The organism is Hypericibacter terrae, from assembly GCF_008728855.1.
GTDB classification, from domain to species: Bacteria; Pseudomonadota; Alphaproteobacteria; order Dongiales; family Dongiaceae; genus Hypericibacter; species Hypericibacter terrae.
Genome location: NZ_CP042906.1, coordinates 5,008,801 through 5,022,979 on the forward strand (window position 1 = coordinate 5,008,801; position 14,179 = coordinate 5,022,979).

At 68.0% G+C, this 14,179-nt stretch carries 15 protein-coding genes; 8 read left to right on the forward strand and 7 right to left on the reverse strand.

Annotation, left to right across the window (positions count from 1 at the left end):
• Positions 1-185 precede the first annotated feature (185 nt).
• On the reverse strand, positions 186-1,241 hold the full coding sequence (locus tag FRZ44_RS22855) for a TauD/TfdA family dioxygenase (RefSeq protein ID WP_151179351.1): 1,056 nt from the start codon (positions 1,239-1,241) through the stop codon (positions 186-188).
• 436 nt (positions 1,242-1,677) lie between these two features.
• Here FRZ44_RS22855 and FRZ44_RS22860 point away from each other — a divergent pair, with 436 nt between their 5' ends.
• The 5 genes from FRZ44_RS22860 to FRZ44_RS22880 all read left to right on the forward strand — a co-directional run bounded on the left by FRZ44_RS22860 (position 1,678) and on the right by FRZ44_RS22880 (position 6,822).
• Positions 1,678-2,343, forward strand: coding sequence for a response regulator (locus FRZ44_RS22860; protein ID WP_151179352.1), 666 nt, complete (start codon positions 1,678-1,680; stop codon positions 2,341-2,343).
• On the forward strand, positions 2,340-3,650 hold the full coding sequence (locus FRZ44_RS22865) for an ATP-binding protein (RefSeq protein WP_151179353.1): 1,311 nt from the start codon (positions 2,340-2,342) through the stop codon (positions 3,648-3,650). Before FRZ44_RS22860 ends, FRZ44_RS22865 begins: the two co-directional genes overlap by 4 nt.
• Positions 3,651-3,774: 124 nt before the next feature.
• Complete coding sequence (locus FRZ44_RS22870; protein ID WP_151179354.1) at positions 3,775-4,032, forward strand: hypothetical protein; 258 nt, start codon at positions 3,775-3,777, stop codon at positions 4,030-4,032.
• Positions 4,033-4,126: 94 nt separating this feature from the next.
• Complete coding sequence (gene secF / locus FRZ44_RS22875; protein ID WP_151179355.1) at positions 4,127-5,983, forward strand: protein translocase subunit SecF; 1,857 nt, start codon at positions 4,127-4,129, stop codon at positions 5,981-5,983.
• Positions 5,980-6,822 (forward strand): methyltransferase domain-containing protein, encoded by an 843-nt coding sequence (locus FRZ44_RS22880; RefSeq protein ID WP_151179356.1) that lies wholly within the window; start codon positions 5,980-5,982, stop codon positions 6,820-6,822. Before secF ends, FRZ44_RS22880 begins: the two co-directional genes overlap by 4 nt.
• A 7-nt stretch (positions 6,823-6,829) precedes the next feature.
• On the opposite strand, the gene FRZ44_RS22885 is transcribed toward FRZ44_RS22880, so the two are convergent.
• The gene (locus FRZ44_RS22885) at positions 6,830-8,542 is read right to left on the reverse strand and encodes a Na/Pi cotransporter family protein (protein WP_151179357.1); all 1,713 of its coding nucleotides are present in this window, start codon (positions 8,540-8,542) and stop codon (positions 6,830-6,832) included.
• A gap of 223 nt (positions 8,543-8,765) precedes the next feature.
• Between FRZ44_RS22885 and FRZ44_RS22890 the strand changes: the two genes are divergently transcribed.
• Together FRZ44_RS22890 and FRZ44_RS22895 are read left to right on the forward strand one after the other, a co-directional pair.
• The gene (locus tag FRZ44_RS22890; RefSeq protein ID WP_151179358.1) at positions 8,766-9,554 is read left to right on the forward strand and encodes a 2-keto-4-pentenoate hydratase; all 789 of its coding nucleotides are present in this window, start codon (positions 8,766-8,768) and stop codon (positions 9,552-9,554) included.
• 5 nt (positions 9,555-9,559) lie between these two features.
• A complete protein-coding gene (locus FRZ44_RS22895; RefSeq protein ID WP_151179359.1) occupies positions 9,560-10,030 on the forward strand; it encodes a YaiI/YqxD family protein in 471 nt (156 codons plus the stop codon).
• Between the two features lie 5 nt (positions 10,031-10,035).
• Here FRZ44_RS22895 and FRZ44_RS22900 read toward each other — a convergent pair whose 3' ends face one another.
• The 4 genes from FRZ44_RS22900 to FRZ44_RS22915 are packed head-to-tail and all read right to left on the reverse strand — an operon-like array spanning position 10,036 to position 12,412.
• Positions 10,036-10,425 carry a VOC family protein gene (locus tag FRZ44_RS22900; RefSeq protein WP_225308405.1) on the reverse strand — a complete coding sequence of 130 codons (390 nt, stop codon included), beginning with the start codon at positions 10,423-10,425 and terminating at the stop codon, positions 10,036-10,038.
• Entirely contained in the window at positions 10,422-11,273 is an 852-nt protein-coding gene (locus tag FRZ44_RS22905) for a helix-turn-helix domain-containing protein (RefSeq protein ID WP_151179360.1), read from the reverse strand. The genes FRZ44_RS22900 and FRZ44_RS22905 overlap by 4 nt, the downstream gene beginning before the upstream one ends.
• Positions 11,274-11,285: 12 nt before the next feature.
• Positions 11,286-11,867 (reverse strand): methylated-DNA--[protein]-cysteine S-methyltransferase, encoded by a 582-nt coding sequence (locus tag FRZ44_RS22910; protein ID WP_151179361.1) that lies wholly within the window; start codon positions 11,865-11,867, stop codon positions 11,286-11,288.
• A gap of 50 nt (positions 11,868-11,917) precedes the next feature.
• Entirely contained in the window at positions 11,918-12,412 is a 495-nt protein-coding gene (locus FRZ44_RS22915) for an anthrone oxygenase family protein (RefSeq protein ID WP_151179362.1), read from the reverse strand.
• Between the two features lie 167 nt (positions 12,413-12,579).
• On the opposite strand from FRZ44_RS22915, the gene FRZ44_RS22920 reads away from it, so the two are divergent.
• Positions 12,580-13,209, forward strand: coding sequence for a TetR/AcrR family transcriptional regulator (locus FRZ44_RS22920; RefSeq protein ID WP_225308406.1), 630 nt, complete (start codon positions 12,580-12,582; stop codon positions 13,207-13,209).
• 37 nt (positions 13,210-13,246) lie between these two features.
• On the opposite strand, the gene FRZ44_RS22925 is transcribed toward FRZ44_RS22920, so the two are convergent.
• A complete protein-coding gene (locus FRZ44_RS22925; RefSeq protein WP_225308407.1) occupies positions 13,247-14,077 on the reverse strand; it encodes a hypothetical protein in 831 nt (276 codons plus the stop codon).
• Positions 14,078-14,179 lie beyond the last annotated feature (102 nt).

Consider the following 14,179-nt stretch of genomic DNA (forward strand, 5'->3'; position numbering starts at 1 on the left):
ACGGTCGTCGAAACACATCCCCGGACTGTTACTATCCGAAGTGCCGCAAGCGTCCGCAAGCCGACATTTGTTCGCCCCGGTGGAATGATGGCATCGATGGAGCCGCTCGCACCGCGCCGCCCGGTTCATGAGCCCGTGACAATCCGGTGACGGCCCGCCAGCGATTGGGCAAGGACCGCCGAGAGTCAGGCCGCGATGGCGATCCCGCCCCGGATGGCGCCGCGATCGACGCGGCCCCACAATACGGCATGGTCCTCGGGCAGGGCGCGGCTGTTGGGCATCGCGAACCAGAGCCGCAGCATCGAGCGCACCCGGCCGGTGGCGGGGTCGTTCTCGAAGGCGGTGCGGGCGTGATAGATCACATGATTGTTGAGCAACTGGATCTCGCCAGGCGCCAGCACCATCTCGAAGGCCAGCTCGGCGGCGACACTGTCGAGCAGAGCGAGCGCTTCTACCTGTTGGGGCGTCAGGCGCGGCGCCTGCGGCAGCTGCTGCGCATTTTCGATATAGGTGCGCGAATAATGGCTGGTGAGCCTGCCGTCGCGCTGACCGAAGATCGGCAGCAGGTAGATCGAGGTCTCGCCGCCCTTCTCCTCGCCAAAGCGCGTGCGCGGCACCGGCTGATAGAGAATTTCGAGCAGGTCGGGGCGGCGCTTCAGGATCTCGTTATGCACCGCGCCGGTGCTGCAGAGCTTGCTCACGCCGCCCTCGGCGGCCTGGCCGATGCAGAACAGGCCGACCACGTCGCAACGGTCGGTATGGAAGCGCAAAGGGCCGTTGGTGAGCGTGCGCGCATAGGAGGAGAGGAAGGGCTTGCCGTTCTCATCGACGGTCACGCCGTGGCTGGCGGCCACGTCATAGCCCTCGTCCTGGATCGCCTTCATCAGCAGGCCGCTGTTGCTCTGCGAGACGATAGTGCCGAGATGATGGCCCAGCCCGAACCAGAGATGGCGCTGCGAGCGCGGATCGAGGCCGGCGAAATCGAGGCCGGTCAGCTTGGCCATGCCCGATCCGTTCTCCAGCTCCTCGCGCGCCTCGGCGCAGAGCTCGTCCAACCCCGGCACCTGGAATTGGTCGCGCGTGACCGCCGACCATTCGATTCCCGCCTCCCGGGCGCGATCGGCGGCGGCGATCAGGGCGCGGCTGACGGCCCGATCCATCGGCCGGATCCAGCGGTTCGAAGCGGCAATCTCCGTCCCGCGCCATACGCAGGGACCGGCAATGGGGGCGATGAAGGCCATGGCGTTCGACAATCCTCGGGCAAAAGCGGCCGGTTGGAGGGCGCGCGGCGAAACTCGAAAAATGATCCCACGACGGGCGGGCGGCATCAAGCGGCCGTAAGACGGGTGGCCGGGCGGCTCCCCCATCTGTCGTAGCCGTAATCTTCCAGAAAGAGGGCCGGATCGGCTGGCACTCCCTGGACGTGCTGGCGGAACACGCCCTCGGCAGGGCAGGACGGCGTGGTAGCAGAGGCTTCGGAACCGCCCGCGTCGGCCCGCTGCCGCTGTGGGCCGCACCCGAGGCGGCCTGCAAGATCTGCAGCGCCTCGAGCCCGCTGTTCCACATCTTCAAGCTGAGCCAGGATCGGGCTCGCTTGCCGACGCCCGGTCCGGCGTCGTAACACCCATCCCGTCTTCTCCGAGATCAACCCGGCGGGCGAGGTCGACACGATCGAGCATGCGCGCACTTCTAATCGAAGACGATGTGATGATCGGCCAGGGCCTGATTCGCGCGCTGGGCGATGCCGGCTGGTCGGTCGATTGGGTCCGGACCGGTGGCGATGGCGAGGAGGCGTTGCGCTCGGGCGGCCATGCGGTGGCCCTTCTCGACCTCGGACTGCCCGAGAAACTCGGCCTCGAGGTGCTGGCCTCGATCCGCAAGGCGGACATCCGCACACCCCTCATCATCGTGACGGCGCAAGACGATCTGGAGACGCGGCTGGCGGGGCTCGATCTCGGCGCCGACGATTATCTGGTGAAGCCCTTCGACAGCCGCGAACTGCTGGCCCGAATCCGCGCGGTGCTGCGCCGGCGGGTCGATCAGGCGGTCTCGTCCCTCAGCAGCGGCGAGGTGGAGCTCGACCTGACCTCCCATGCCGTGACCTATCGCGAGACGACGCATGTCCTGCCGGCGCGGGAGTTCGCGCTGATGCAAGCCCTGGTCGAGCATCAAGGCGGCATCCTGTCCAAGGGCGTGCTCGAAGAGCGCCTCTATGGCTGGGGCGAGGAGGTGCAGAGCAATGCGGTCGAGGTGTTGATCCACTATATCCGGCGCAAGTTCGACAAGGACATCATCCGCAACGTGCGGGGCGCCGGCTGGACCATTCCGAAGGCACCGCGATGACCTCCTTGCGCCGTTCCGCCATGATCTGGCTGGGCGGAGTCCTGGCTGCCATTAGCCTGGTCAGTGCCGTCGGAACCTACTACTTCGTCGCGCAGGAAGCGGACGATGCGCTCGACCAGCAGCTGAAGCTGGTCGCCAGCTATGTCAGCGCCGACCCCGACGAGCCGGCCACGCTCAAGGGCCGCGCCTTTGCCGCCGATCCCGAGGACGAGTTGGTCCTGCAAGTCTGGCAGCCCGATGGCTCGCTGGCGGAGACCTCCCATCCCGAGATCGCGATTCCGAGACAAGCCGAGACCGGTTTCGCCGACCTCAGCGCGGCAGACGATTCCTGGCGGACCTTCGCCGTCATCGGAGCCGAGGGCACCATCCAGGTGTCGCAGCGCATGGTCGTGCGCCAGGAGCTGGCGGGTGCCTCGGCGCTTCGCTCCGCGATTCCGATCGGACTGCTGGTGCCGATCGCCCTGCTGGCGCTGGGCTTCGCCATCGACCGCATCATGCGGCGGCTCGACCGGGTCGCCGGCGAGGTGGCCGGCCGCAGCCTCGAAGACCGCTCGCCGATCCCGCTGCGGGATACGCCCGTCGAGGTCGCGCCGCTGCTGCAGGCGATGAACAGCCTGATGTCGCGCCTCAATCAGGAGATCGAGCGCCAGAAGCGGTTCGTCTCCGACGCCGCCCACGAGCTGCGCACGCCGCTGACGGCGCTGCAGATCCAGATCGGCAATCTGAAGCAGGCGGCCCAAGAGGGGCCGGCCCCGGAGCGCCTGGCCGAGCTCGAGGAGGGCGTCAGGCGTGGATCGGCGCTGGTGGCGCAGCTGTTGCGGCTGGCCCGCTACGAAGCGGGCGAGGCGAGTCTGCCGGCGGCCCGCTTCGATCTCTCCGCCTGTGTCGCGCAATGCGTGGCGCGGGCGACCTTGCTCGCGGACGGGCGACGCATCGATCTGGGTCTCGAACGGCTGGACGCCGCCGATGCCGTAGGTTCGGCGGACGATATGGCGGTCCTGGTCGGCAATCTCCTGGACAATGCGATCCGATACACCGGCATCGGCGGCCAGGTCGACGTCTCGCTGGCGGTCGAGGCGGATGTCGCCAGAATCGACGTGACCGATAACGGGCCGGGCGTGGATGACGCGGCCCTGCCCCGGCTGTTCGATCGGTTCTACCGGGCGCGTCCGCACGACAGCAGCGGAACCGGTCTCGGGCTCGCGATCGCGAAGCTGATCGCCGATCGCCACCATGCGCAGCTCGATCTCCGCAATCGCGGCGATGGCCGCGGCATGACCGCGAGCCTGATCGTCCCCCTGGCCTGATGGGCGCCGGCCCAATCGGCCTCCCCCTAAGTCTCCTCTAAGTCTCCCGCCGATAGCCTCGCGACCTGCCCGGCCCCCGAAGGCGGAGTCCAGGCGACCCGCTGTCAATCATGGAGACGAGGACATGTTTCAGAGACTCCTGCTCGCGGCTGCCCTGGCCGCCGCCCTGGCCTTGCCGGGCCTTGCCCATGCCGATGAGCCCGAAGCCTGCGAGCAGGTCCTCAAACGGCTCGACGATGCCCTAAAGACCGCGACCCTCTCCGACGAGCAGAAGGCGCAGGTGACAGGTTTGCGTAAGCAAGGCCTGGAAAAGTGCAAGCTCGAGAAGGATGCCGAGGCCGACGCCGATTTTCAGGCGGCGCTGAAGATTCTCGGTCAATAGCGCCGCCCGGAGCGGGCGGCGCCGGGCATCCCCAAAATTCCGGCGCAGCCTGCCTTTTTCCTCCTAATTCCCCCGATTGCGGAGCCTGCCCCTCATGACCCGCTCGAGAGCTCTCCTGGTCCTGGTGATCGTCCTGCTGTCCGCGATCATGGCGGCGACGTCACCCTACTTGATTGCCCATACCAAGATCGGGCTCGAATTCAGGGGCGGCTATGAGCTGACCTTCACGGCGGATCCGCTGGCACCGGCCAGCGCCGTGACGCCCGAGGCCCTGACCAAGACGGCCGAGATCCTGTCGGAGCGGGCCAATGCGACCGGCGTCTCCGAGCCGCAGGTGAACATCCTGGGACAGAATCAGATTCGACTCATCCTGGCCGGCGTCTCGCAGGGCGATCCCGTGCTCGCCGCGCTCCGCGATCCCGCAGGCCTTCCGGTCAAGCTCACCCAGACCTATTCGGAGACCGTGGGCGGCGTGCTTGGCGCCAGCGACCTCGCGGCAACGCTGCGCGCGGCAGGCCTGGCGGCGGCAATCCTCCTGGTCTTTCTCGTCCTGGTCTATCGCCTCCCGGGCCTCCTCGCCGGTTTCGGGCTGGCGGTCTTCGTCTGGACCCTTCTCGTCGCCTTCAATCTGCTGGGCGCCATCCTCTCGCTCTCCGCGATCGTCGCCTATGTGCTGGGAATCGGCATCGCGGCCGGCACCTCGATCATCCAATATGAACGCATCCGCGACGAGCTGGGCTCGGCTGTCGGACTGCAGCAGGCGCTGCGCGAGGCGGGACGGCGCTCCTTGCGGACCGTCCTCGATGCGAACGCGACCGTCTTCATCTGCGCTGCCATCCTGCTGGTGGTCGGAATCGGCCCGATCCGGGGCTTCGCCCTCACCACGATGCTGGGCGTGGCGCTCAGCCTGATGGTCAATGTCTTCCTTGCGCGCTGGTTGTTGCAGCTCGCCTATGGCGACAGCGACAACCCGGACGCGATCTTCGGCCGGCCGATCCTTGCGCGGCGCAGCGGAGACGGCGCGCGGTTCCGGTTCGACTTCATCCGCTGGGGACGCCCGATCGCCGTGGCCGCCGTGATCTTCATCACGGTCGGGCTCGTCGTCGCCGTTCGCGGACCGCTCAACTACGACATCGAGTTCAAATCCGGCACCGCGCTGGACATCCAGATCGACAAGCCGATCACCCAGTCCGATGCGACCGACCTGATGTTCTCCGCCGGGGTCGCGCCAGCGACGGTCGCGATAGGGGGTGCGGGCAACAACATGATCGCCGCGCGCTTCGACGATGTGCTGACGACGGCCGACGTGGATTCGATCATCGGGCGCTACAAGGAAACCTATGGCGAGAACGTGACCTTTGCCGAGAACACCGCCGATCCTGCCGTGGCGCGCCATCTGGCGGTGCAATCGGCCGAGGTCATCCTCCTGGCCCTGGCCGGAACCTTCCTCTTCATCCTGCTGCGCTTCGGCTGGCGCTATGCGGTGGCATCGCTGGCGACGGTCTTCACCTCCGTCCTCTTCGTGATGGCCTGCTTCGCGCTCTTCTACCAGGAGATCGACATTACCTTCATCGCAGCCTTGCTCACCGTGATCGGATATTCGCTCAACGAAGCCGTCGTGGTGTTCGACCGTATCCGCGAGAATTTCGCCGAGGCCCCGCCCGGCGGCAGCCCGCGGACCATAGTCAATCGCAGCGTCGGCCAGGTCCTGCGCCGTTCCCTCTTCACCGTCTTCACGGTGATCGCCGGCGCGGTCTGTCTCTATCAATATGGCGCGGAGCCGCTGCAGATGTTTGCGCTCGCGATCGGGCTCGGTCTCGCCTGCGGCAGCGTGGCGTCGCTCTTCATCGCGCCAAATCTGCTGCTCCTGCTGCAGCCGATGGCGACCAGCCTCGCGGATGTCGGCACGGTCGCGGAATCGCCGATCCTCCGGCAGGGGCGTTCATCGTGACGGCGTTCGTGACGGCACGGCCGCTCACGCCCATTGTGGAGCGCACGACGCCCTGCAAGATCTGCGCCACCGCCAGTCCGCTGTTCGACGTGGTGGACTACCACGAGGACTGTTACGAGGATGACGGCCGTCGCATGGCCCTGTCCGGGATCCCGGTCTATTACTACCGCTGCCCCGGTTGCGGATTTCTTTTCACCCGCGCCTTCGACGATTGGGGGACGACGGATATGACGGGCCCGGTCACGACACTCGGGAATGCGGAGCCGCCGCTGGACGCAGCCGAACGGCACAACCACAATTTCGTCCCTCTCCTCAAGGAATGGTTCGGCGAAGGGCTGAGCTCGCTGCGCCTGCTCGATCTCGGCATGGACAGGCTGGCCGCCTCGCTGCGTCAAGCGGGCATTCCGGCCGACCCGTCGGAGCCGGCCCCCGGCAGCCCCGGGCCGGCATCGCCGATGGCGGCCGGACCCTATGACGTCGTCCTGGCCTTCAACATCTTCGAGCAGCTGACCGAACCCCTGGCCTTCATGAAGCGGATCGATCGGGCCATCGCGCCGGACGGGTTGCTGCTGGTCGCGACCCCGCTCAGCGACGGGGTCGATCCGGCCGCCGTCGGCATCCGGCGCCGGCCCTTGCGCTACGTGTCGCCGCGCCGCGGGCAGTATTCGATTTTCAACGCCGCCAGCCTCGCTTTGGCGCTGGGCTCGGCCGGCTTCCGCCTCGCCGGCTTCCGGCAGGGCATCCATATCGGGCTGCGCAGGCTGCCCGCCTTCGCGGAGCGCCTGTTCGACCAGGGGGCGGGTTGGTTTACGGTCAACTCGCTGTCAGGATCGCGGTGAGACCGGCCTAGGTCGACGAGGATGCCGGAGGGGCCGGCAGCGGAGCTTCCGCCCGCAGGCTCTTTGCCGCCTCCCCTTCATCCATCATGCGGCTCGGCCTCAGGGCGCCGCCCTGGTCGAGGATCGGATAGGCGACCGACGCCAGATGCGCCGCAAGGCGCTTGAGATCGCGCAGGATGTCGAGATGGAGTGCGCTGGTCTCGAGGCTCTCGGGCCGGCCGGCGCGCAGGCGCTGCAGATGGCTGTCCGTGGCCGCCTGCTCCAGCTCGCGGATGGCGACCTTCTCGTTCAGGAGCCGGCGCGCCTCGCGGGGGTCGCCGGTCATGAAGACGCTGATCGCCAGCCCCAGCACCGCCATCAGCCGGTCCTGCATGGCCTCGATCTCGAGCGCGCCCTCGGCCGAGAAGCTCAGGCGGTATTTGATCTTCTTGGCGGCGATCTCGCGCAGGCTCTTGTCGAGGATGTCGCCGGCATGCTCGAGATTGATGGCGAAGGTCAGGATGTCCGAGCAGCGCCGGGCATCGGTCTCGTCGAGGCCCTCCTCGCGGCCGATCCGCGTCAGATAGAGCTTGATCGCCTTGTGCAGCCGGTCGAGCTGATCGTCGAGCTCGCCGATCTCGGCGGCCCGCTTGCGATCGTCGTGGCGCAGCGCCTCGGCCAGCGCGCGCAGCATCGCCTCCAGGATATCGGCCATGCGCAGGGTCTCGCGCGAGGCCTCGGCCAGTGCGATGGCCGGCGTGGCCAGCGCCGCCTCGTCGATATAGCGCGGGGCGCCGGGATCGCTGACCGGGGCCGCCGGCAGCAGGCGGCGGCAGAGCCGCGCGAGCGGGCCCAGCAGGCCGATGAACAGGATCGCCAGCGCCAGATTGAACAGCAGGTGGAAATTGGCCGCGAGGCGCGCCGGCTCGGGCTCGACCGTGGCGAGCAGGGTCCCGATCCGCGGCAGCAAGGGCAGCACGAGCAGGCAGCCGGCACCGCGCACGATCAGGTTGCCCAGGGCCAGGCGACGCGCCGGGTTGCTTTTGCCGGCGCCCAGGAATTGCGGAATGACATTGCCGAGATTGGCGCCCAGCACCAGCGCCAGCGCCACGTCCGGCGTCACGATCTGTGCCGCCGCCAGGGACATGGCGAGCAGCACCACCGCCACGCTCGAATAGGCGGCCCAGGTCATGAGCGCCGCCAGCAGGATCGACAGCAGCGGATGGCCGGAGAGCACGGCGAAGAGGTCGCGCACCAGCCCCGCCTGCTCGACCGGCTGGACGGTAGCCAGGATGAGATGCAGCGCGAGGAGAACGAGGCCGAGGCCGATGGCGACGCGGCCGAGATCGCGCACCCGCGTCTTGCCGCTTTGCTTGAAGGCGATCACCCCCGCCAGGATCAGGATCGGCGCGACGGCCGAGACGTCGAAGGTCAGCAGCTGGACGATCAGCGTGGTGCCGATATTGGCGCCCAGCATGACCGCCAGCGCCGGCACCAGATCGACCACGCCACTGGCGAGGAAGGACGCGGTCATCAGACCGGTGGCGGTGCTGCTCTGCAGCAGGGCGGTCACGCCGATGCCGGCCAGGAGCGCCTTCCCGCGGTTGGCGAGCCCGGCATTGAGCCAGCGGCGCAGGTCGGAGCCCAGCGCCCGCAGGATCCCGGAATGCACCATATGCAGGCCCCAAAGGAGCAGGGCCACGTTGCCGGCCAGATGCAGAATCGTAAGGCTACCCGACATGCGATCGTCCATTCGTGGGAGGCGGATCCGCCATCGCCGCCGAGAAACGCGGCAGAAGGGAGCGGGATCCCCTGAGAAGCCACCATTCTCTACCCGGGCACAGACTCGATTGCCGTCAGAGCGCCGCTTATCATCGAATCGACGACGATCTCGCGCCCTGTCGAGGGCGCCTGGAATTTGCTACTGGAGACGACGCTCCCGCTCCCCCGAAGGATCACCGCCGATGCTGACCGACAAACAGATCGACCAGGCCTCGACCCTGCTGGTCGAGCATTGGCAGCAGGGCCGCCGCATGGCCCGCTTGCCGGAGGCGCTCCAGCCTCGGACCCGCGCCGAGGGCTATGCGATCCAGGCCCGGATCGAGCGCCACAGCGTCAAGCCCGTCTTCGGCTGGAAGATCGCGGCCACCAGCAAAGCAGGCCAGGCCCATATCGGCGTCGACGGGCCCATGGCAGGCCGGCTCCTGGCCGAGCGCGTGCTGCCGGACGGCGGTTCCACGCCGCTGGGCGCCAATCACATGCGCGTGGCCGAGGTCGAGTTCGCCTTCCGCATGGGCCGGGACCTCGTGCCTCGCCCGGCGCCCTATTCCACCGACGAGGTCCTGGCCGCGGTCGACACGCTCCACCCCGCGATCGAGATCCCGGATTCGCGCTATGACGATTTCGTCACCGTCGGCGCGCCCCATCTCATCGCCGACAATGCCTGCGCTCACCTCGTCGTGGTGGGGGCGCCCGCGAAGACCGACTGGCGCCGGCTCGACCTCGCCGCGCACAAGGGCCGGGGCCGGAACGAGGGCAAGTTCGAGCGCGAGGGCAGCGGCGCGAACGTGCTGGGCGACCCGCGCATCGCGCTCGCCTGGCTCGCGAACGAGCTGCGCGGGCTCGGCCTGACGCTCTCGCGCGGCCAGACCGTGATCACCGGCACCTGCGTCAAGCCGATGGAGCTCGAGCCCGGCGATCATATCCTGGCCGACCTGGGGAGCCTGGGCGGCCTCTCGATCCGGTTCACCTGACGCCGATGCTCGAGATCTTCGTCGACGCCGATGCCTGTCCGGTGAAGGACGAGGTGATCCTCGTGGCCGAGCGCCACGGGCTCCCGGTCCATATGGTGGGCAACACATGGATGCGGCTTGGCGGATCGCAATCCGTCAATCGCGTGGTGGTGACCGACGGCTTCGACGCCGCCGACAACTGGATCGTCGAACATGTCGGCGCTGGCGACATCGCTATCACTGCCGACATCAGGCTCGCGGCCCGCTGCCTCGAGCGCGGCGCACGGGTGCTGGGGCCCACCGGCAAGCCCTTCACCGAGAGCGGCATCGGCATGGCGCTGGCGATGCGCGACCTCAACGAATTCCTGCGCGACAGCGGCGAGATCCGCGGCGGCGGTCCGAGCTTCGCCAAGAAGGACCGCTCGCGCTTCCTGGAGGCGCTGGAGCAGGCGATCCAAACCCTCAAGCGCGAGAAGCGGACGAGCGCCGGCTCGTAGCCCCGCTATTTGAGACAGACCGCCTCGATATTGTTGCCGTCGGGGTCGATCAGGAAGGCCGCGTAATAGGTCGGGCTGTAGTCGGGACGCGGCCCCGGCTTGCCATTGTCGCTTCCGCCGGCCTTCATCCCTTCCTTGTAGAAGCGATCGACCGCCGCGTGATCGGCTGCCGTAAAGGCGACATGCGTGCCGCCGCTCTTTGCGCCGTCGGCCCGCTGCAGCCACAAGGCGGGCGCCTTGGGCGGCCCGAAGCCGGCACCCGACTCATCTTGCGAGACGAGTCCGTATCCCAGCGGCGTCAGCGCCGCCTTGTAGAAACGGACGCTGGCTGCGACGTCCTTCACCTTCAAGCCGACATGGTCATACATGATGTCCTCCATCGATGGATGGATCATCCTAGAAGGCCCGCCGTCATGCGTTCTTGGAGAAACTTGCGATCGCCCTTTGCCGCCTTCCGGAACCGGCGCGGCGAGACGCCGGCCGCGCGATGGAAGCTGCGCACGAAGTTCGAAAGGTCGGCGAACCCGACCTCATAGGCGATCTCGGTGATCGAGCGCGTGTCGTCCACCAGCAGCCTGGCGGCGCGGCGCAGTCGCGACCGGACCAGATATTGATGCGGCGTCACGCCGAGCACGCGGCGGAACAGCCGCAGGAAATGGAACGCGCTCAAGCCTGCTTCGGCCGCCGCATCGTCGAGGTCGATGGCCTCGTGCGCATGGGCCTCGATCCAGAGCGCCGCCTCCACCGCGCGACGACGGTCGCGAGCGTTGGCCTGCGGGGTCGCAGGACTTTGCCCGGAGACGATCGCGGCCAGCCGACCCGCCAGCGCCATGCCCGCTTCGGCGAGGCCCAGATCGCTGCGGCCCTCGGCGGTCGCCTGCGCCAGCTCGCCCAGCAGCATCAGCTCGGGGAGCGGCGGCACGGCCCCGACATGCCAGAGCTCGGCATGGGCGGGCGCCATCGCCTCGACCAGCGCCGGCGCCAGACCGAAGGCGAGGCATTCGTCGCCATGCACATGGTCATGGGTGCAGACATATTCCACGCCGGGCTTGCCGACCAGGATCGAGCCCGCGACCAGCTCATGCGAGCGGCCGCGCGCGCGATAGCCGAAGCTGCCTTTGCGCAAGTAAGCGATGCTGTAGCCGCCATGGCATTCGGCGAAAGGCCGATCGCCCGGCCCCGCCGTGCAGCGATAGTCGGTGGCCGCGATCGTGGGGCCCTGGAACAGGGTTTTGATCAGCATGGCGAAGGAATTCTAGCGCCGCCGCACGGGCCGCGCCATCGCCGGTAGGCTGTCGAAGAGGGTGGGCGTGCTGCCCAGTTGCGCGCCTTCGATGGTGAGCATGCGCAGCTTGGTCTCGACCCCGCCATTGGCGGAGAAACCGCCGACCTTGCCGTTGGCGCCCATCACCCGATGGCAGGGCACGATAATGGCAAAGGGATTCTGGCCGAGCGCCTGCCCGACATCGCGCGCCAGCAAGCGGTCGCCGAGCTCGGTCGCGATCTCGCCATAGCTGCGGGTCCGGCCGGGCGGAATCCGGCGCGCGACCTCGTAGACCTGGCGGTTGAAATCCGGCACGGCCCTCATGTCGAGCGCGATCCCGGCGAGGTCGTTCTTCTCACCCTCGAGCAGCGCCACGATCGCCGCGATCGCCTGAAGGATCTCGGGCGGGGCTGCCGCTGCTTCCTCGAGACCGGGATGGCGACGGCGGAGCCGGGCGCGGGTGGCGGCATCGTTCGCTTCGGGCAGCTGCAACGCCACCACGCCCTGCGCGCTCCAGGCGATGGCGCAGCGGCCGATGGCCGTGTCGAACAGGATATAGCTCTGCCTTGTCATGATGGCCGTCAGTCTAGCGCCGGCGCCTTGTCCGGACTTGCCGAATCTTGCTAATCGGCCGCGGGCAACCGCAGGGCCAGGACGAAAGCCGCGAAGGCCGCAAGCGCCGCCACGGTGCGGACATGGTTCCAATTCGTCCATTCGGCGACATAGCGCAGCCAGAGCGACGCGGCCTCGCCGCCGTTCGGATCGAGGCCGGCCAGCGCATCGTTGCGCGGCACGTTGAAGACCATCGTCACCAGCACCGTGCCGACCAGATAGAAGAGCCCGCCGCCCAGCAGATAGACCGCCCGCGGCTCGCCCCAGCCCGCGATCGCGGCCACCCCGAGCGCCAGGCCGGCGAGGGCCGTGCCGAACATCGTGCCCATGAAGAGGGGATTGATCACGGCGACATTGATCGACTGCATCGCGGCGATCCCCTGCGCCGCCGGCAGCCTTGCCAGCGCCGTCATGACGAAGGTCGAGAAGGCGAAGAAGGTGCCGGCGACGAGGCCGGACCCGATCGCCGAGAGGAAGATCAGGCCCGTGATCAGCCGGTCGGTCATCGGTATCTCCGGATATGAGGAATCCTCACATTTACAAATGTGATAACTCCTCATATTCTGGGAGTCAAGGGGGCCGGCCTTACGCGTTCCCATAACCCGCACTCGGTCGTCACCCCGGCCCCCCGCGTCGGGCCGGGATGACTAATGAAGGGGATCGAAAGATCCGCATGTCGTCTGCCGTTCCCGTCGCAGGACCCACCCCCCTCCGCCGCGCGCCCACGCAGCAGCGCAGTCGCGAACGGCTGGAGCGGATCCTCGCCGCCGCGACCGCGCTCATCGCGGCGCAGGGTAGCGACGCCATGCGCATGGGCGAGCTGGCCGAAAAGGCCGGCATCTCCATCGGCTCGCTTTATCAATATTTCCCGGACAAGGCCGCCATCATCCGGACGCTGGCCGAACGCTATAACGCGCAAGGTCGTGCCTGCATCGAGGCGGCGCTGGCGGAGGTCCGCGATATCGCCAGCTTCCGCACCGCCTTCGGCGCGCTGATCGACACCTACTACGCGATCTTCCTCGCCGAGCCGGTGATGCGCGACATCTGGTCGGGAACTCAGGCCGACAAGGGACTGCGCGACATCGAGCTCGCGGACAGCCGCGCCAATGGCGCGGTCCTGGCGGCGACCTTGGCGCGGCTCGATCCCGACGCCGATCGCGAGCGGCTCGCCTCGAAGGCCTTCCTGATCATGCAGCTCGGCGAGGCGACCATGCGCCTCGCCATCTCCGTCGACCGCCGCGAAGGCGACCGGCTGGTGCAGGACTACAAGCGCATGGTCATGCGAGAACTCGCCCCGAGCTAAGGGGCGAGTTCCGCAAGCTCATGGGGATCGAAGAAAATCAGCGGCGAAAGAAGATTTCCTGATCGTCGCGAGCCCGTCCGCCGAGCGCCGCAGCGGCGGCGGCGATGAAGGCGCCGATCACCATCGAAAGCGCCGTCACGATCGCGAGCTGAGCCGCGCGCTTGCGCGCTTCGTCGGCGGCGGCCCGTGCCTTCTGCTCGGCCTCGTTCAGCTGCGTCACGATCTGATCGACGCGGGTCTCGGCATCCGCCTGCGTGCTGGCGGTGCGGGCCGCGACCATCTGCGCGATATAGGTCCGGTCCTCGGGCGCCAGCGTGATGGTCCCGTCCTGGGTGCTGCGCTCGAGGATCCGCTTGGTCTCGGCGCGCGTATCGAGCTTGCTGACCTCGACGACCGGATTGGTGGTGCGCAGCAGCAGATCGACGAAATAATCCTGCGGCCCGCCGGGGCCTCGCATACCGGCAGCGGGCGGCGCGGACGCGGACGCGATAGCGGCCGCATCGGCGGCGCCGCGAGCGGCACCGCCGACGCCATGCGCGGTCGCGAGCGCGAACAGCACGGCGCCCGCCACGGTCGCCAGCGACCAGGCGGCAAAACCATGGGCGGTGTCGCGGAAGAACACCTCATGCGTATGCAGGCGGATGAGCTTGGTGCGCAGGCGCCCCGCCAGGAAGCCGCCGAGGCCCGAGGAGAGCCACTGCACCACCACAACCCAGATCAGCGCCGAGACGCCGACGGTGGCAGCGGAGGCACCCATGCCGGCCCAGGGAGAGACCATCGTCAGCCCGAGCCCGGTTCCCAGCACCACCAGGATCACGGTGACCGCGGCCGCCGCGAGCGCACCCACGAAGATGGCGCCCCAGGACACGGCGCTCCTTGTCAGCTCGTCACGAGCAAGGTCATCTTCGATAATGACGACAGCCGAATCGCGTCCGGCCAAATTGGAGGTCGAAACCATGAATGGATCTCC